Origin of the sequence: Rhodanobacter glycinis (genome assembly GCF_006438785.1) — a bacterium.
GTDB lineage: Bacteria > Pseudomonadota > Gammaproteobacteria > Xanthomonadales > Rhodanobacteraceae > Rhodanobacter > Rhodanobacter glycinis_A.
In genome coordinates, this window is the sequence record NZ_RCZB01000003.1 from 752,534 (window position 1) to 772,628 (window position 20,095).

At 64.2% G+C, this 20,095-nt stretch carries 9 protein-coding genes; all 9 read left to right on the plus strand.

The genetic code is table 11. The annotated features are described in order from the left end of the window. Positions 1 to 65 precede the first annotated feature (65 nt). Positions 66 to 1,403, plus strand: a complete 1,338-nt coding sequence (gene tssK, locus EAH75_RS13965; RefSeq protein WP_140805857.1) for a type VI secretion system baseplate subunit TssK — start codon at positions 66 to 68, stop codon at positions 1,401 to 1,403. A gap of 4 nt (positions 1,404 to 1,407) precedes the next feature. Further along, positions 1,408 to 2,763, plus strand: coding sequence for a type IVB secretion system protein IcmH/DotU (icmH, locus tag EAH75_RS13970; RefSeq protein WP_140805860.1), 1,356 nt, complete (start codon positions 1,408 to 1,410; stop codon positions 2,761 to 2,763). A gap of 5 nt (positions 2,764 to 2,768) precedes the next feature. Continuing rightward, positions 2,769 to 6,308 carry a type VI secretion system membrane subunit TssM gene (tssM, locus tag EAH75_RS13975; RefSeq protein WP_140805862.1) on the plus strand — a complete coding sequence of 1,180 codons (3,540 nt, stop codon included), beginning with the start codon at positions 2,769 to 2,771 and terminating at the stop codon, positions 6,306 to 6,308. 4 nt (positions 6,309 to 6,312) lie between these two features. Next, the gene (tagF, locus tag EAH75_RS13980; protein WP_140805864.1) at positions 6,313 to 7,914 is read left to right on the plus strand and encodes a type VI secretion system-associated protein TagF; all 1,602 of its coding nucleotides are present in this window, start codon (positions 6,313 to 6,315) and stop codon (positions 7,912 to 7,914) included. Then, entirely contained in the window at positions 7,911 to 8,630 is a 720-nt protein-coding gene (locus EAH75_RS13985) for a PP2C family protein-serine/threonine phosphatase (RefSeq protein ID WP_140805866.1), read from the plus strand. Before tagF ends, EAH75_RS13985 begins: the two co-directional genes overlap by 4 nt. Before the next feature lie 16 nt (positions 8,631 to 8,646). Then, the gene (locus tag EAH75_RS13990; RefSeq protein WP_140805868.1) at positions 8,647 to 13,068 is read left to right on the plus strand and encodes a protein kinase domain-containing protein; all 4,422 of its coding nucleotides are present in this window, start codon (positions 8,647 to 8,649) and stop codon (positions 13,066 to 13,068) included. Then, complete coding sequence (locus EAH75_RS13995; protein WP_140805870.1) at positions 13,065 to 13,424, plus strand: hypothetical protein; 360 nt, start codon at positions 13,065 to 13,067, stop codon at positions 13,422 to 13,424. The genes EAH75_RS13990 and EAH75_RS13995 overlap by 4 nt, the downstream gene beginning before the upstream one ends. 457 nt (positions 13,425 to 13,881) lie before the next feature. After that, positions 13,882 to 15,666: a ShlB/FhaC/HecB family hemolysin secretion/activation protein gene (locus EAH75_RS14000; protein WP_241668950.1), complete on the plus strand. Its 1,785-nt coding sequence runs from the start codon at positions 13,882 to 13,884 to the stop codon at positions 15,664 to 15,666. A 12-nt stretch (positions 15,667 to 15,678) separates the two neighbouring features. Continuing rightward, positions 15,679 to 20,095 (plus strand): beta strand repeat-containing protein (locus tag EAH75_RS14005; protein WP_161596305.1); only part of this gene is annotated, 4,417 nt, incomplete at its 3' end.

Here is a 20,095-nt window from a genome sequence, read left to right on the forward strand (position 1 = left end):
ATGCCGCCCGCGCGGGAATGCCCGGCAGCGCAGCCGGGGGCATCTCACAGGGGCAGGCGCGACGCATGACGGATAACAACAAGGTCGTCTGGAGCGAGGGCTTGTTCCTTCGTCCCCAGCATCTGCAGCAGCAGGAGCGCTACCTTGAGCGCTTCGTGGAACTGCGCGCCGGCAGCCTGCGCCCTTATACATGGGGGTTCTCCGAACTGGAATTGGAGTCCGACCTGCTGGCGATCGGCAAGTTGGGCATCAAGCGTGCCCGCGGCGTATTCCCCGATGGCACGCCTTTTTCGATGCCCGGTGACGACCCGTTGCCGCTGGCGCTGGAAGTTGACGGCAACTGGCGCGACCAGACCGTATTCCTGACCCTGCCGCTGCGCTCGCCGGCACAACCGGACAGCGGCCGGCCCGAGGCGCCTGCCGAAAAGCTGTTCCGCTTCCGGGTACGGGAAACCGAGGTGCGCGACGCCTCCGGCAGCGTCGATGGGCTGACCCCGCTGGAAGTGGGCGGTCTCAATAGCCGCCTGCTGCCGCAATCGCAGCCACTTGAAGGCCTGGCGCAGATTCCGCTGGCGCGGATCGTGGAATGCCGCTCCGACCGTCGCGTGATCCTCGAAGAATCCTTCATGCCTACGGCGCTCAGCTGTCATGCCGCGCCGAGGCTCACGACTTTTCTCACCGAGCTGCTTGGCCTGCTGCATCAGCGCGGCGAGGCGCTGGCCAGTCGCGTGGCGGTGACCGATCGTGGTGGTGCCGCCGAGATCGCCGATTTCCTGCTGCTGCAGGTGGTGAATCGCTATCAGCCGCTGATCGCGCATCTGGCTGCCGCGCCGATCCTGCACCCGGAAGATTTCTACCGCGTGCTGGCGGGCATGGCCGGCGAGCTGTCCACGTTCACGGCGAGCGGCAAGCGACCGCCGGCGTTTCCACCGTATCGACATGAAGTGTTGCGTGAAACCTTCGAGCCGCTGATTGTCGCGTTGCGCAACAGTCTCAGTGCGGTGATGGAACAGACCGCCATTCCGATCCCGCTGCAGCAGCGCAAGTTTGGCGTATGGGTTGCCGTGGTGCCGGATCTGAGCCTGCTCGACACCGCCGCGTTCGTACTGGCAGCCAAGGCCGATCTCAAGTCCGAGGATCTGCGGCGGCAGTTGCCGGCGCAATCGAAGATCGGCCCGGTCGAGAAGATCCGCGATCTGGTGAACCTGCAATTGCCCGGTATTCCGGTGGCACCGATGCCGGTGGCGCCGCGGCAGATTCCGTACAACTCCGGCTATCTGTATTTCGAGTTCGACAAGAATTCGTCGATGTGGCGGGAGCTGAAGACGTCAGGCGGCATTGCCTTCCATTTCGGTGGCGAGTTCGCCGGTCTCGACTTGCAGTTGTGGGCGATCAGAGGTTGAGCGCATGAGCAGCAATGGTCCCAACGACGACGATCCCCTGCGGGATGCCACGGTAGTGCGTCCGCGTGGCGCGCCGACACCACCCGCACCCGCCCCGGCGCCTGCAGCGAGGCCGGCAGTTGCGTCAGCGAGAGGGCCTGCATCGCGTGCCGACATGGGGCCACCCGCAGCCATCAGTGATTTTCTCGGCGGCGGGTTGAACGCATTGGTACAGGCGGCAAGCCCGCTGCTGCTGCTTGCCGTGCAATTGCGCAACAGCGTGTCCCAGCCGGATGCAGCGCACCTGCGCGATCAAGTGATCGCCCAGGTACGTCAGTTCGAAAGTCATGCGCAAGCGGCCGGTATTGCGGCGCAGACCATTACCGCGGCGCGTTACGTGCTGTGTTCGACGCTTGACGAATCGGTGATGAACACGCCGTGGGGCCAGCAAAGCGGCTGGGCGGCCAAGACCCTGCTGGTGATCTTTCACGGTGAATCCTACGGTGGCGAGAAATTCTTCGTCATCCTCGATCGGCTGTGCGCGGACTTCTCGCGCCATATCGATCTGATCGAACTGATGTACATCTGCCTCGCATTGGGTTTTGGCGGGCGCTACCAGATCGAGGCCGATGGCCGCGCGAAGCTGGCCGACATCCAGGAAGACCTGTACCGGCGACTGAAGGGACAGCGCGCTCCGGCTGCGGAGGAGCTGGCGCCGCACTGGAAGGGCATCGAGGATCGGCGCAATCCGCTGGTTCGTTATGTACCGCTATGGGTGATCGTGGCCGCCGGTGCCTGTCTGCTGCTCGGTGCCTTTCTGTACTTCTATACACGGCTGAACGAACGGTCCTCGCCGGTGAGCGCGCAGGTTGCGCAGATTGGTCTGAAAGGTGCGGTGCCGCCGGATGAGGCGCGGCTCAGGCAGACGCAGCCCAAGGTCGCGCGCAAGAGCCTGAAGCAGCTGCTGGCGCAAGAAGAACAGGCCGGCGCGCTGACCGTTGACGAAAAGCCGGACGGGTCCGCGCTGGTGCGCCTCAATGCGACGGCGATGTTCGCCTCGGGCGGCACCGAAGTCACCGCGAAGCAGGTCCCGATGCTGCACGCCATCACCGCCGCGCTGAATCAGGTGCCGGGGCGGGTGATTGTGGTCGGCCATACCGACGATCAGCCCGTGCATTCATTGAAGTTCAAGGACAACTACGCACTTTCGGCGGAACGCGCGCGTTCGGTGCTGCAGATACTGAGTCAGGGCATCGACAATACGGGGCGGCTGGAGTCCAGCGGTGCGGGGTCATCGCAGCCGATCGCGCTGCCGGCCAGCCTTCCGGAAAATCGCGCGCGCAATCGCCGCGTCGAAATCCTTTACAGCCCGGAGGACTGAACATCGTGGGCAAGCTTCTTGCGCTGTTCAAATCCCGCCTGTTCATCACCCTCGTCGGCCTGTTGCTGCTGTCGCTGTTGATCTGGTTTGGCGGTCCCTACCTTGGCTTCGGCGAATCACAGCCGCTGACGAGCCCGGTCGTGCGGCTGTTGCTGATCATCGTGATCGTGGTGATCTGGGCGGTGTGGCTGCAGATCCAGCAACTGCGGGTACGCGGCAAGGCCAAACAGATGGCCAGCGACCTGAGTGACCAGGGTGCACCTGCAGCCGGCGGTGGCGAGCGCGATGAGCGCTCTGCCAACGAGCGTGCGCAGTTGCAGGGCCGCTTCCAGGAAGCCGTGGATACGTTGCGCAAGAATCGCAGCGGCGGCACCAATCTTTATGCCTTGCCCTGGTACGTGGTGATCGGTCCGCCGGGTTCCGGCAAGAGCACGCTCTTGCAGAACTCCGGGCTCAATTTTCCGCTGTCGAACAAGTTCGGCAAGGAAGCGATCCGCGGTGTTGGCGGTACCCGCAACTGCGACTGGTGGTTCACTGACGAAGCCGTGTTTCTGGACACCGCCGGCCGCTACACCACACAGGATTCCGACCGCGGTGCGGACGCCTCGGCGTGGGAGGAATTTCTCAATCTGCTGCGCAAGTATCGCAAGCGGCGGCCGATCAACGGCGTGATCGTGGCGATGAGCCTGTCGGATCTGCTGACACTGGATGCCAGCGGCCGCCAGCAGCACATCCTGGCGATTCGCCAGCGTCTGGACGAGCTCGCCAAGCACCTGCGCATCGGCGTGCCGGCCTACCTGGTATTCACCAAGTGCGACCTCGTGGCGGGCTTTACCGAATTCTTCGATGACCTCAATCCGGAGCTGCGCAGCCAGGTCTGGGGCATGTCGTTTCCGGTCGGCAAGACCATGGACGGCACTGCTGCGAAGCAATTTCTGGACGAGTTCAACCTGCTGCTGGACCGGCTCAACACGCGCATCCTCGACCGCCTGCATGGCGAGCGCGACCGCACCCGGCGCGCGGCGATCCTGTCGTTCCCGCAGCAGCTTGGCGCCTTGCGCGAAATCACCCGGCAGTTTGTCGAAGGCGTATTCACCGGGCATCAGTACGACGCGCCGCTGCTGCTGCGCGGCGCCTATTTCACTTCCGGCACGCAGGAAGGCACCCCGATCGACCGCATGATGGGCGCGGTGGCACGCACGTTCGGCCTGGATGCCTCGCGTCTGCACGTACCGGGCGCACAGAGTCGCACGTTCTTCGTCGAGCGCCTGCTCAAGGACGTACTGTTCAAGGAATCGGGTTTCGCCGGTACCAACCCCAAGCTTGAGCGGCAGAAGATCCTGCTGCAGGCCGCGTCCTATATCGGTGTGCTGCTGGCGTGTGCGTTGCTGGTTTTCGGGCTGGCCAGCAGCTATCGCCGCAATGGCAATTACCTGGCGCAAGTGCAGACAGCGTTGCAGAAATACCCGGCGCAGAGCGACATGTCGCTGGCGCCGAATCAGCAGGCGTATTTCGCACTGGTGCTGGAACGGCTGGAGGCATTGTCGGCCGCGGTGGATGTCGCCGACCAGCACAAGGGTAATGTGCCGCTGTCGATGCGTTTCGGCCTGTATCAGGGCAACGCCGTAGGCGACGAGGTGCGCGACGCCTATTACCGCGAACTCAACGGCATCCTGTTGCCAGGCGTGGCTTCACAGTTTCGTGCGGGCCTCGCCGCGAACGCAGCCGATCCCCAGATGCTCTACTACTACCTCAAGGGCTACCTGATGCTGGGTGAGCCCAAGCATTTGGACCATGATCAGATCGTGGCCCTGGCCGGCATCGAGTGGCGTCGCCTGTTCCCGGCCGATCCGGTCCTGCAGAAGGCGCTGACCAAGCACTTCGATGCGCTGGTCGGGCATGAGGGGCGCCTGCGTGCATTGACCCTGGATGCCGGTCTGGTGGAGCAGGCGCGCAACACATTGCGCACCGCGGATCTGCCCACCCTGATCTATGGCAACATCAAGCTCACGGCGGACAACGACGGCTATGCGCCTCTGCAACTGGACAAGGAGCTTGGCCTGCTCGGCAATGTGTATCGGCGCAAGAGCGGTGCGGCACTGTCCGAGCCACTGCCCGCGCTGTTCACCCAGCCGGCGTTCAAGAACGAGGTCGACAAGGGTATCGAGCAGGCGGTGACGCAATTCGCCGACGACGACTGGGTATTCGGTGCCAGCAAGATCGATTCCCTGCAGAAGGCCCAATTGGCCCAGCAGGTGCTCGCGCTCTACGAGCAGGATTACATCAAGGCCTGGGACGCCATCCTCAACGATCTGGAATTGCAGCCGATCAGCAATATCCAGGATGCCAGCGCCATCGCCGCCAAGCTTGCCGGCCCCAATTCGCCATTGAAGCTGTTGCTGAAGGTGGTACGAGACAACACCAACGACCTGATGCGTGCGCCGCCTGCGGATGCCGCAGACAAGGCCGAGGATGTGGCGAAAAAGCTGGCGCAGAAAAAGGCCACGCAGACCGCATTGGCGAGGGCGCTGGCACAGGCTGGTGCAGGCAGCGGCGGTACACCCGGGGCAGATGCGACGAGTGCAAAACCCGGGCAGGTGATCAGCGATCATTTTGAGCAGATCAACAAGCTCAGCGATGGGGCGCCCGGTGCCGCACCGATCGACCAGACGCTGAAGGTGCTCGATGATCTCAGCAAGACCTTGCTGACGATGGGTGATTTCAGCTCCGCCGCCGGGCAGCCCAACCCGCAATTGCTGATGGCGCAGCAGGCAGCCACGCAATTGCCTGCGCCGGCTTCCGGCTGGTTTGCGGCACTCACCGGCAAGAGCCAGGCGTTGGTAGCCAGCGGCACCAAGGGCGCGCTCGACGACCAGTTCCAGCAGGTGGTCGCGAAGGATTGCGCCGACTACACGCGCGGTCGCTATCCGTTCTCGCCATCCAGCAACAACGACATTCCTTTGCAGAACTTCGGTGAGATGTTCGGTTACGGTGGCCGTTTCGACAGCTTCTACACGCAGACGCTCGGCAAGCTGATCGATGCCAGCGGCCGCAACTGGCAATGGAAGACCGGACCCGGTGCGGTCAGCGGCTCGGCCGGCATGCTGGCGCAGATGCAGGGTGCCGACCGGATCAAGCAGATGTTCTTCCGCAGCGGCAACATGCCCGAGGTTGATTTCACGCTGCTCACGCCGGTACTCGATGCCGGCATCGGCAAGCTGGTCATCAATGTCGATGGCCAGAAGTACGAATACCAGCCGGGCGGCGCAACGAACGTCGCCATGAAGTGGCCGGGGCCGACGCCGGGATCCGTTTCGATTTCCGCCTACGACCCTTCCGGCGCGTTGCTGACGACGTTCGACTATCACGGTGACTGGGCGTTCTTCCGCGCATTGCAGGCGGCCAGCCTGCAGAAGCAATCCGATCTGCGTTTCGTCGCCAGCTTCAACTTCGGCGGCCATTTGGCGAAGGTGACGATCCAGGCCAACAACCTCAAGAACCCGTTCCTGAGCAACGCATTGTCCAGCTTCCGGTGCGGGGGCTAAGCGCGTGCCGAATCCCGCTGCAGGTTTTTTCGGAAAGCTGCCCAGCGCCGGGGATTTCGTGCAGCGTCGGTTGCCACCCGGTTTCGTCGATGTGTGGGATCACCATTTCGAAAGCGCGGTGGCGGAAAGCCGCAGCGCGTTGAATGGGGCTTGGTATGAGGCCTATCACGCCAGTCCGGCGTGGCGCTTCCTGCTCGCGCCAGCGATATGTGGAGAGTCGGCCTGGGCAGGGATCATGGGGCCGGGCGTGGACCGGGTCGGACGTTGCTTTCCAATGGTCATCGCCACGCCGATCGCGGCTGATGCCGGGGTCTGCGCCCGCGCGTTGACGGAGGGCGGCAGCTGGTTCGACTTGGCCGAGCAGGTGCACTTCGCCGCGCAGGCCGACGCCTCGATCAGTGTGGATGCGTTTGACGAGCAGGTGGCCGCGCTGGCGAGCCCGCTCGATGCAGGGCGGCCGGATGCGCTGGAGCTTCTGCATGGCATCGACTGGAACGCGGCAAGCCATTGGCGCCTGCCGCTGCCGGCCCGCGGTGGCACGGGCACGTTCCTGGGCGGGTTATGGACGCGCCTGGCGGCCACACCCGGCAACTGGTGTCTGTGGTGGACGACGGGAGTCGAGCGGGTACCGGCAAGTGTATTGATCACCAACGGTCTGCCGCAGCCGACGGCCTATGCCGGGTTTCTCGATGCCGGGTACAGCATCACGCCATGGCAGTCGATGGGGACGTTCGACGCTGTGGCTCGGTATCCACAAACTGTCGCTGACTTTGTCACCAGCCCCATCGATGTGCCGACCGCGATGCCACTGCCGGCGACACCGGTTGCGTGGCTGCCGGACGATCCGGAACTGTTTTCCGATCTGGGCGCGGTGCCTGAGTCGGTGATTTCAACAGCCCCTCCGGTACATGCCGTGACCATTGCGCCGACACCCGTTGGTGCCGGCGCGGGTGCCATGGTATTGAGCCGAGTGGACTGCGCCCTGACTCTGCTGGCGGCCGAAGTCGGCAGCCCCGATCCGCGGCAGCGGGCAGTCACTGCGGTGTCCTCGATCGGTCGTGACCTGCCCGCCACCGACCTGGCCGCTGGCATGCAGACCTTGCGCACGCGGATCATGGCGTTGAACCCGCAGCTGCGGCAGTCCAGCGAGGACCTGATTGATCCGGTGCTGGAAGATTGCGCGGTGATCGCCGCGCACGTCGCGGGCGGCCAGGCCGACCTGTTGCGGATCGGCACGGCGGCGGCATGGCATTGGCGGCAGGGGCAGCTGCAACCATTCTTCGCCAAGAGCACGGCGCCGCCGGCCGTCGAGGCCGGCGTCGATGATGATTTCAATGATCTGCTGTTCAGCCGGGTTTCGCTGACCGCACCCGGTCTTGGTGCGACGGCGCAGCCGACCTGCGGCGAGGTCTTCTGTGCGATCCAGGCAGGCGATCGCCTGTTGCTGATGGCGACCCAGCAATTGCTGCAACTACCACCAGAAGTCCTCGCACGCAGCCTCGCGATGCCGTCATGCGACGACGCGCGCCTGCACCTTGCCACCGCTGCAGGCCTTGGCGCGGACGCGACCCAATGGCCATTGGCGATCATCGAGATTGACGCATGACGACTCGATACGTTTCCGCGGGCCGCACGGTGACCGGGAAGGTCCGAAAGCACAACGAGGACGCCATTCTGATCCGTGACGAGGTCGGCTTGTGGGTCGTCGCCGATGGCCTCGGCGGACACTCGGCTGGCGACTATGCCAGCACGATGATCGTCGAGCGGCTCGCTGCGTTGCCCCGCACCGGCAGCGTGTTCGACTTCATCGAAACGATCGAGGACACCCTGGTCCAGGTCAATGCCGACCTGCTGCAGACTGCTGCCACTCGTGGCGTTGACCTGATCGGGTCGACCGTCGTGGTGCTCGTGCACGACAGGAATTTCATGCTGTGCGGCTGGGTCGGCGACAGCCGTGCCTATTGCTTCGAAGACAATCGCCTGCGCCAGATCACGCGCGACCACGTGCACGGTGGCGAGGACGACATCACCCATTTCGGCGCCACTCCGGCGCCGCCGCAGGCCGGTTCCGGCGTGCTCACGCGCGCGGTCGGTGCCGAAGAGCAGTTGTTCGTGGATTGGGTCATTGCAGACAATCGCCCGGGCACGGAATTCGTGCTTTGTTCCGATGGCATCAACAAGGAAATGTCCGATGCCGAGCTCGATGGCGAATGTCGCCGCAACCGGCAACCGCAAGACCTCATTGTCAGTCTGTTCGAGCTTGCCTTGAGCCGTGCCGGGCGGGACAACATTTCAGCCGTCGTCGTACGCCTCCAAGCATGATGAAAACTTCCCAGCCATGAATTCCATAGCCGAACTGGTTTCCGCCTACCAGGGCGACAAGCTCAAACTCCCCGCCCTGTTCGAAGCAGTGGCGGCGCGTGGCGCGTTGCCCGAGGCCGAATATCAGGCAGAAATAGCGTGGCTTGAGCAGCAGCGCAGCGAGGGCAGTGTCGAACCGCTCATCATCAAGGCGCTGCTGGCCAAGTTGGCCGTCGTGCAGTCGCAGGCGGCTCCGGCGGAACCCGAGCATGATGCCGACATCACCATGGTCAAGCCGACGACCCAGCGCCCGCCTGCGCCGGTGACTGCGCCCGATGACGATGATGTCACCCGCTTGCAGCCGACCTCGCGTCCCGCGCCGCCGCCGGTGGATCTGGACGAGATCACCGTGGTCAAGCCCACGTCGCATTCCTCCGCGCCGCCCGTCGCGGATGAAGCAACGGTGGTCAAGCCCGCGTCGGGTGCGTCACGGCCGCCAACGCAGGAGCGCGCCGCCGGCGTTACCGGCACGCAAGGCACCGGTTCCAGCATCAGCAGCAGCCAGTCCAGCTGGCAGCATATCTCCGACGCGGAAACGGCTGACTTTGTCACGGTGGGCTCGCTGCTCAAGGGACGCTTCTACCTCGAGAGAGAGATTGGTCGCGGCGGCATGGGTGTGGTGTTCAAAGCCCGCGACGAACGCAAGGTCGAGGCGCGTGACCGCGATCCCTACGTCGCAGTGAAGGTGTTGAATGACGAATTCCGCCGGCATCCCGATTCGCTGATCTCGCTGCAGCGAGAGTCGCGCCGTTCGCAGCAGCTGGCGCATGACAACATCGTGCGCGTCTACGATTTCGACAAGGACCGCACCATCGTCTTCATGACGATGGAGTACGTCGACGGCTCCGACCTCAAGCAGCTCATTCGCGAACGTGCCTACAACGGTTTGTCGCTGGCCGAGGCCCGGCCGCTTATCGAGGGCATGGCGCGAGCGCTCACGCGGGCACATGCGGCTGGCGTGGTGCACTCCGATTTCAAGCCGGCGAACGTCATGGTGACGCGCGAAGGCGTGCCGAAGGTTTTCGATTTCGGCATCGCGCGCGCCGGCAAGCACATGGGCGATGCGGTTGGCGAACAGACCGTGTTCGATGCCGGTACGCTGGGTGCGTTGACTCCGGCGTACGCCAGCCTCGAGATGATCCAGGGCAAGGATCCGGTGCCCGGCGATGATGTCTATGCGCTGGGTTGCGTCACGTTCGAACTGCTGACCGGCAAGCATCCCTACGACAAGGCCAGCGCCGAAGTGGCGATGAAGGAAGGCCGCAAGCCGCCGTTGGTGAAGGGGCTGACCAAGCACCAGTACAAGGTACTGTGCGCGAGCGTGGCGTTCACCAATGCACAGCGCCTGAAAAGCGCCAACGAGCTGGTCGAGGGGCTGCGCGAGGTGGGTCTGCGCGAGCGGGCGATGCCTTACCTGATCTATGGCGTGCCGGCTCTGCTGGTGGTTGCCGGTGGCGTCTGGGCCTGGACCAGCTACCGGCATGGCCATCAGGTGGCGGAGGTGATCGGGCGTTTCACCATGGTGCGCCCGGATCATTACGCCAACGAAAACCAGGCGCTGCAGGCGCTCAATACGCTCAACGACGACGACCGCAAGCGAATCATTGTCGACCAGAACGACCTGATCCAGAATTTTCTGCTGAGCCGCATCGATGCCTACTGGGATCCGGCCAAGGATCGCTATGACTACGCCGGAACGCAGCGCGTATTCAAGTTGCGCGACGATCTGAAACTGTATTCGCCGGCATTGGACATCAAGCGCAGCGCGGTGGAAAAACAGAGGAACGACCTGCTCAATTCACTGGATACCCAGCTGAGCCAGCAGATCAGTGCCGACGCCATCTTCGAGAACCAGCCAGACAACGTCGTCACGACGTTGGCCCACATCCGCGCTATCGACCCCGGCAGCGCGTTGCTCAAGAATGCCGAGCTCGAGCTCAAGTACGACGCGGCGATCGGCAAATCGATCGATGCCGGACATGTGGACGAAGCGGTGGCGGATCTCAAGCTTGCCAGCAGCCTGTTCCCCGATTCCAGCCGGTTGAAGCAGCGCGGCGCACAGCTGGACGAACTGGGCAAGGCGCTGGCGGCGCAGCAGCAGCAGGAGCAGGAAGCGAAGCAGCTGCAGCAGCAGCGCGAGCAAAGCCTGCAGACATTCACCGGCTTGCTCGACCACGCGAACAACGCCGACGACTGGCGCGGACAGGCGGCGGCAGCGTACCGCAATGCGGCAAAACTGCTCGCCGACGATCCGCGGCTGGCGCAGCAGGCTACCCGGCTGAAACAATCGTTGTCGGCACAGGCAGCGGAAAAACAGACCGCTGGAGATCTTGCCAGCGCGATCAGCATTGCCGGGTTCGGCATCGACCTGTTCCCGGGCGACTCGGCGCTGTCGGCGACGCGTCAGACCCTGCTGGAGCAGCAGAACAAGCTGGCGCAGCAGGCGGCTACCGAAGCGCAGCGCAATGCCCTGGCAAAGAGCCGGGTCGCCGACCTGCTGGCGCAGCCGCTCGGTACCGTGGTCTGGCTGCAGGACGTCAAGAGCGCATTGAACAATGCGCGGACCCAGGTCGGGGCCGGCTCGCCGGACTATGCCGGGTTGCGGGGCAGCGTCGATGCCAGCCTGGTCAAGCTGGTCCGTGATCGCATCGCCGCTGGCGATCTCGATGCGGCCGAGCGCGTCGGCAAGGCGGGGCAGCAGATCGATCCGGCCGAGGCGGGCTTTGCCAAGGTGCTGGCCGAGGTCGCCAACGCCCGTACCGTCGCCCAGCAGAAGACCTTGCAGCAACAGACGCAGGCTCTCGCCGATGCCCGCACCAGCCTGGCAGGACTCAGCGCCAAACCGGCGCTTACGCCGGACTGGCAGCAATCGGTGGCGGCGGCGATGGAGACATTGCGTGCCGACACATCGCCGGAGACCGAGCGCGCAGTCGACGCGCTGGGCACTGCTATCGCGAATGAAGCCGATCGGTTTGCCAACCCGCAACATCTGCCGCAGGCCAAGTTGGCGGTGGACTTCGGCCTCAAGTACATACCGAAGTCGACCCAGCTGCTCGCCGAAAGCGCCAAGCTTGACGCGCTCCAGCAGAACCTGCAGGCGAAGGCTGCCCAGGAGAGTGCCGATGCCGAGGTGAAATCGCGCATCGAATCGATGAAGAGTGCGGTGGCGGCCGGCGATGTGGGCAAGGCCAGCCAGTCGCTGGCACGTATCCAGACCTTGCAGCCGGATAACCCGTTCCTCAAGACTGAAGGACCGAAACTGCTGGCCGATGCGTATCTCGGCCAGGCCCACGATACGTTCCAGAAGGGGCGCTACCAGAAGGCGGCTGACGTCCTCGGTCAAGCTCTCAAGGCGTTGGGTGGCAACGCCGAATTGCGCTCGGCAAAGGCACGCTACGATTTGGTTGCCGCCATCATGGCAGCCGGCAGGCAGCCGCTTGCCGGTGCCGATTACGATCGATTGAAGAAGCAGCTCGATGGAGTTCGTCGAACGGACGCCAGCGCGCTGGGTGAGCTCGAATCGGATATGCGTATCCGCGGCCAGCTGTCCGCGAAATCGCTTGCCGAGCAACTCGAGCGGCTCAAGCCCACCGGTGCCGCACCGGCAGGTTCGCCAGTCCCCCTGGCGACAACGTCAGCCGAACCCGTTGAAGAGGCACCGCCTCCGGTCCTTCCCGGCAAGACACCCACGGTCCCCGGCAAGCCGGGCGCGGCAATCCGGCCGACCCCGACCGGTGCGCCTGCCGCGCCTGCGGGACCGCCGGGAGCGGACTCGTGCGCCAAGCCCGGACTGGCCGGAAAGGGCAAGTTCTGCTCCGACAACATCGGCGGTACGCGCGGCCCGTTGCTGGTCGTGGTGCCCGGAATCGGCGGTGGCAAGGCCTACGCCATGTCACGTGCAGAAATTTCCATTACCGAGTTCAATCAGTTCTGCAGGGCTACCGGCAAATGCGCTGCCACGACGGTGAACGACCAGGACCTGGGCAACGCGCCGATCAGCAACATCAGCCTGGATCAGGCCAAAGCCTATGCACGCTGGCTCAGCGACCTCAGTGGCGGCTATATCTACCGCCTGCCCGGCGACGAGGAATGGGTGCACGCGGCCAAGGGCGGCAGCGGCTGGAAGCAGGCCGAGGACAGCAACTGCGTGCCGCCCACGGCAGGTGGTGGCGAAGGCAGCGGAGCGGTCGTGTCGGCGCGGGGCCGTTCGCGCAATCCGTGGGGCTTGGTCAACATGACCGGAAATGTGTGGGAATGGGTGGTCAACGGCGGTAGCGTGATGGCGCGTGGCGGCAGCTTCAGCAGCTACTGGTCCGACTGTAGCGTCGACACGCATCGTGCCGACAGCGGCTCACCCCAGCGAGACGTAGGTTTCCGAGTGCTCAGGGAGCTGAAATGACTGAACGCGAACGGGCCATCAATCAGGATCTGCACGTCCTGGACGAAGCGCATCGGCTGGGCCGAATCACGCGTGCTGAATACCGTGCCCGACGTCGTCGCGTACTCGAATCGTTGTACGACAGCAGCGGCGTGGTCACCGCACGCAAGACCCTGGTCCCGGGTGTCGCAACGACCTCATCGCGCGCGCGCCATGACCATCCGGCGTCGGTTGGCGACGCATCGGCGGCTTCCGGACGGGCATTGACCACCCTGTTGACGATGCGGCCGGGGATTGCCTGGAAGCCATTGCTGGCTATCCTGGCTGGCGCCGTGCTTTTGGTTTTGCTGGCGTACTGGCTGTTGCGCGGCGCATGAAAATACCTGTCATCGCAGCTTGCCCGTGGTGGTCGGCTCGATACGGCAGCCTTCGCCGACCCCGTGGGCTTGACGCTTTCGCAAGCCTGCCGGGCGGAGCGGAGTCAACGCTACGGGTGCGGGTGACGGGTTGAAGTTTCCCGTCTGCGGCCATGGCCGAAACACCTTGCCACGACGCGATTTGCAATCCGTTTGCGCCATCGCGCCGACAAAAACCCGGCCTGGAAAAGCAGGGTTCCTCGCGTTGCCCGGGTGATCAGCAGGCGCCGATTCTCGCGATCTTTTGCGCCTGCCGATGGCTGTTCCGCTGAACGTCTTAGGGTGTATTCTGTGAGGAGTAACACGTACTGGCACAGGCAGCAATTGCCTTGCAGTGGGGGAAAGTTCGCAACGGCGTGACCTTGGATAACCCAGGTGCGCCGTCTACGGAAGTTGAAGCGGCCCGGGGGAATGTATCGTGCGAATTGTTTGCTTCGCGGCAGCGTTGGCATTGGCGCTGACTGGAGGAATGGCCTGCGCGCAAGACGCCGGCACCGCCTCGTCAGGCCAGGCGTCCGGCAAATCACAAACCACGATTGAACACGCTCCGTCGCCGCCATCAAGTGACGCCGCGGCGACCGTTTCGCCGCCACCTCAAGCATCCGGCAACGTCGTGCCTCCGGTGAAGGATCGCGATGCCGAGACTGCGCAGAAGATCGCGGTGCAAGGCTTTCGCGTCACCGGCGTGGCCGATCATGCGAGCCTTGGCGTGACACCGGCGAGCATCCAGGCGCTGGCCGATGCGCAATACCGGCAACTGGCCAGCACGGCGGGCAATCCGGTGAAGCTGGGCTTCGCCGAGATGCAGGGCGTGGCCGACAAGATCGTCGAGCGCTACCGGACGGCCGGGTTCATCGTATCCAACGCATTTTTGCCGGCACAGACTGTGGGTGCCGATCAGATCGTCGAGATCCAGGTGCTTGAGGGCAAGATCGGCAAGATCATCGTCAAGGGTACCAAACGCTATCGACCTGGGGTCATCTCGGCGCCGGCGGAAAAACTCAGGGGTAAGCCGCTGCTGAAAAGCGACGTGGATACAGCGCTGCTGTACGCACGCGACCTGCCGGGAGTCACAGTCTCGTCGACATTCCAGCCCGGCGAGCATACCGGCGATACCGATCTGGTGATGGTCGCCAACGAGGCCAAGCGGCCGTACAAGATCATGCTGGGCGCCAACAACTACGGTACCGACCTCACGGGCAAGTACCGTGCCCAGGCCGGCCTTGAATGGGACAACCCGCTGCGCATCGGCGATACCTTCAACGCCAACGTGGACTATGCACTGGATCCGAGCAACAACGTATATGGCGCGCTGAGCTATCGCGCGCCCGTCGGCATCACACCAGGCCTGACTGCCGTCATCGGTGCTTCGCGCAGCGAATTGCAGGTCAATACTGGCACCTTCTCCGCGCTTCACGTCAAGGGTCCGAGTTCGCTCTATTACGCGGGCATGGACTGGAAGTTCATCAACCGGGACGACCTCAAGACGATAGGCACGCTGCATGTCCTCAAGGAAGAGTCCAGGCTGGACGGCCTCGGCGTGAGCCTGTCGGATGAAAAATTCAGCGTCGGCGAACTGACCTACGGCATGATCCACACCGATCGCCGCTTTCATGGTGTCGACCTCCTGCAACTCAGCGTGCGCAAGTCGATCAACGACGATTCCACCGAACCCGACCTGGTCAGCCCGCAGCATGCGAGCAATTTCCTCGTCACCAAACTCTCGTATACGCGGTTGCAGTTTCTGAGCAAGTCGCAGCGACTCAACTTCAAGTTCGTCGGCCAGTACACCCGCGATGCGCTGGTTCCACTCGAACAGTTCGTGCTCGGTGGGCCCGACAGCACCCGCGCCTATCCGATTGCCGACGCCCTGCGCGACAAGGGTTATTACGCGTCGCTCGAATACCACGTCGATGCGCCTGGTTTCGGTGACGTGGTCTCGCCGTTCTACGGCAGGCCATGGCGCGAGCTGCTCGAATTCGAGGTGTTCGTCGACTATGCCAAGGGTTTCTCGGCGGGCGCGAACCGGCTCGTCACGCCGGATACCGCCACGCTGAGTGGCGCGGGCGCAGGCCTGATCTTCCGCCTGCCACGGTTCAACCAATTCGCGTTCCACCTCGACGGTGCGGTACCGCTGAGCTCGCAAGATGCGTCTGATGGCAAAGGCTTCCACATCTACTGTGGGTTCAGCTTCACGTATTGACGGATGATGACCATGAGCAAGAGCACCCGCATCAATCGACGCAACCCGCGCACCTCGGCGCGCAGGCATGCGACGCCTGCATTGGTCACCTCTCTGCCATTGCGCAAGACCTGGCCGATCAGCCTGTGCGTCGGCCTGGTCGTCGGCTCGATCGTGTTCAGCAGCGATGCGCTGGCCGGTGGCCCCACCGGAGGCGTCGTCGTCGGTGGTTCGGGCACGATCACGCAAAGCGGAAACAACACGGTCATCAACCAGGCCTCGAGCAGGCTGGCGTTGAACTGGCAGACGTTCAACGTCGGCGCCAACGAGTCGGTATTGTTCAACCAGCCGTCGCGCTCGGCGGTGGCGTTGAACCGGATCCTGGATCAGAACCCCAGCCAGATCTTCGGGCGCATCAACTCGAACGGCCAGATCTTCCTGATCAACACGCACGGCATCATCTTCGGCGCCACGGCGCAGATGAATGTCGGTGGCCTGCTTGCCAGCACGCTGGACCTGACCCCGAATGATTTTCTCGCCGGGCACTACAACCTCAATGCGGTCGCTCCCGCTGCCGGCGTGGTCAACCACGGGCTGATCCAGGCAGCGAGCGGTGGTTCGGTCAGCCTGGTCGGCGGCAGTGTGCTCAATGACGGGCTGATCTTCGCCAACTACGGCAAGATCAATCTCGATGGCGCCGATCACGCGACGCTCGACTTCGATGGCAACGGCCTGATCAACATCCAGATCACCGGCGAACTCAAGCAGCGTCTGGACGCCAAGGAAGCCGCCGTCACCAACAAGGGCAGGCTGAGTGCCGAAGACGGCACGGTGGTACTGCAGGCGGCGGCCACCAAGGATCTGTTCACCAACCTGGTCAACAACAGCGGCGTCATCGATGCCAGCGGCATCAGCACCGACGGTGGCGTGGTGCGCCTGGTCGCCAGCGGCGGCAACACCGAAAATTCCGGAATCATCGACACCAGCGGCAAACACGGTGGCCGCATCGAGCTGCTGTCGGACAAGGATGTGATGGTAACCGGCGGCACGCTGGATGCCTCGGGCACTCAGGGTGGTGGTGCGATTCGCGTCGGCGGCGGCGTTCGCGGCGGTGAGGGGCTCGTCATTGCCGACCGGACCTATGTTGCCGATGGCGCCATGCTCAATGCCGATGCAACCGGCAGCGGCAACGGTGGCAGCATTGCCGTGTTCTCACAGGACAACTCCGTCATCGCCGGCGGCTTGTCCGCGCGCGGTGGCGTTGGCGGCGGCAATGGCGGCTTTGTCGAGACCTCGAGTCACGGTGGCCTGACAGTCACCGGCACCCCGCAAGTCACTGCACGCAATGCCAACGGGTTCGGCGGCGACTGGCTGATCGATCCGAACAACATCAACATCGTTGCCGGTGGTGGCAGCACCAACATCAACGCCGCCAGTCCCTTTCTCTCAACGAACGACAGTGCGTCGCTCGGCGTCAACCTGATCACCGCCGCGTTGACCGGCGGCGCCAACGTCACGGTGACCACCGGCAGCGGTGGCACCAACGCGCAGGCCGGGGACATTACCCTCAATGCCGATCTCGACTACAACAGCAAGGGCACCAACGCGCTCACGTTCAACGCTGCGCACGACATCGTGATCAACAACAAGATCTTCGATTCGACGCCTGGTGGCGACGTGTTGAACCTGTCGCTGATCGCCGGCAACAACATCAGTCTTGCGAACGACATCTCGCTCGGCGGCGGCTCGGCCACGTTGACCGCCACGGCGGGGAGCATCACGCAAACGGCAGGAAAACTGCTGTCTGCCGGCACGTTGAACGCGACCGCCGCTACGGGTATCGGCCTGAATACGGCGGCAACGCTGCTCAATGTGGTCAACACCGGCGCCACCGGCAACATCGCGATCACCGAGGCAGATGGCGCCACGGTGCAGGCCCTGCAGCAGACCAATGCGGCCAATACCGCCGGCACGGTGTCGCTGACTTCAGCCACGGGAAATATCGGCATCGACGATGGCTCCGTGTTGAGCCAAGGTGGACTGGTCACGCTGACGGCGACGGCTGGCGCGATCACGGATGCCGATGGCGGTACGGCGGCCAGCATCACCAATGCTGGCGGACAGGCCACGCTCGGCGCCGCAACCGGCATCGGCGCTGCCGGCGTTGGCAACGAGATCGACACGCAAGTGGGCACGCTGGCGTTCGCCAACAGTGGCGCTGGCGGCGCTTCCGTCACGAATGCCGGTGCCTTGACGGTCAGCGGTACCTCGGGCAGCGGCAATGTCGGTGTCACCAACACGACGGGTGACCTGACGGTCAACGGCAACATCAGCACCACCGGCAATGTGGCCTTGACGGCTTCAGCCGGCAATATCGTGCGCACTGCGGGCACGATCAGCGGCAATGCGCTGACTCTTACGGCAGCGGGCACCAATGGTGCGATCGGTGCAGCGGGCGCGATTCTTACCGATGGCAGCAGCGTCGCTTTCAGTGCGAACGGCACCGGCGCGGTCAATATCACCGAAGCCAATAGCGCGAATGTCAGCGGTGCCGCGGGCAGCGGCAATGTCGGCGTCACCAGCACGACGGGTGACCTGACGGTCAGCGGCAACATCAGCACCACCGGCAATGTGGCCTTGACGGCTTCAGCCGGCAATATCGTGCGCACTGCGGGCACGATCAGCGGCAATGCGCTGACTCTTACGGCAGCGGGCACCAATGGTGCGATCGGTGCAGCGGGCGCGGTCCTCACCGATGCCAACAGCATCGCCTTCAGTGCGAACGGTACCGGCGCGGTCAATATCACCGAAGCCAACGGCGCGAATGTCAGTGGTACCGCAGGCAGCGGCGATGTCGGCATCACCAGCACCACGGCTGACCTCGGCGTGGTGGCGTCCGGCATCACCACTGCCGGCGGGGCGGTAACCCTCAAAGCCGCCGGGGGCGGTGCACGAATCAACATCGGTGCGGGTGCCACGGTGGACACTACCAACGCGGGCGCCGTCACCGCTGGCGCGGACGTCGGCCTGATTGGCGACAACGCGGACATCTTCGGAACTGTCAATGCCGGTACCGCCGGTACCGTCGCCATCCTGCAGGCCACGTCGGGAAGGCAGATTTCACTGGGAGTCGATGTCCCGCCAGGTCCTCCGCGGCTCGGCCTGACCGGTACTGAGCTCGACCAGATCACAGCCAACACGATCGTGATCGGTGATGCCTTTAGCGGTGATTTGGGAATCTTCGCGCCGATCGCGCCCGCTCATGCCGCCAACCTCTCGCTGAATACCGGGGGTGCCATTTCGCAGGCGGCGGGTGCGACCATCACGGTGGGTACCTTGACCGGTAGCTCAGTCGGCGCGACCACGCTGGGCGAAGCCAATGTCATCAGTACGCTCGGCAATTTCAGCGCGGCAGGTTTCAGTCTGACCAACGCCGCCGCGCTCAATGTCGCCGGTGCGGTCGATGGCGGCAGCAGCGCCAGCCTCTCCACCAGCGCGGGCGACCTCACGATCAGCGGCAGCATCACCGGGACCACCACCACACTTGGCGTGGCAGGCGCCATCAGCGAGGCCGCGGGTGGCGTGATCACCGCGACCACGCTGAACGGAACCGCAGTCAACAGCTCCTCGCTGGCCGGCACGGGCAATCAGATCCAGCAGCTGGGCAGTTTCAGCGTGACCGGTGCCGGGCAGGGGCTGAGCGTCCTCAACAACCGGGCACTGGATGTAACCGGGCCGGTCTCGGTGGGTGCGGGCGGCGATATTGCGCTCACCACCTCGGCCGGCGCGCTGACCATCGACAGTGCGCTGACCGGCGGCACGGTGTCGCTGACCGGCAATGCAGGGCTGGCCCTGAACGCGAATGTCAGCGCCGCGGCCCTGACCTTGACGAGCAGCACGGGCGGCATTTCGCAGAGCGTCGGCAGCAATGTGCTCGCCACCGGCAACACCAGCATCAATGGCGGAAGCGGAGCGGTGAGCCTGACTTCGGGCGGCAACGATTTCCAGGGAACGGTCTCGGCGACCGGTGCCGGTGTGTCGCTGGTGGACGTCAATGATCTGAACGTGGCTTCGCTGACCGACAACGCGAACGGCAACGTGAGCCTGGTCGCTGGTGGTGCCCTGACCTTGCCGGCGAGTGCGCTGTCGGCTGGTACCGGCAACCTGACCCTGGCGGCCAATGGTGGCGTGTTGTCGACCAGCGGCGCGTTGGATGGCACCAATGTGAGCCTGACCGGTCGCGACGGCGTGACGCTCGGCGGCGATGTAACGGCCCTGGGCACACTGGCATTGACCAGCACGAATGCGGCGATCGCGCAGACAGCGGGCAACATCGCCGTGACTGGCCTCACCACGATAAACGCAGGCAGCGGCGCAATCACGCTGGCTGATGGCGGCAACGACTTCACCGGTGCCGTGAGTCTGACCGGCGGTGTCACGCAAATCACCG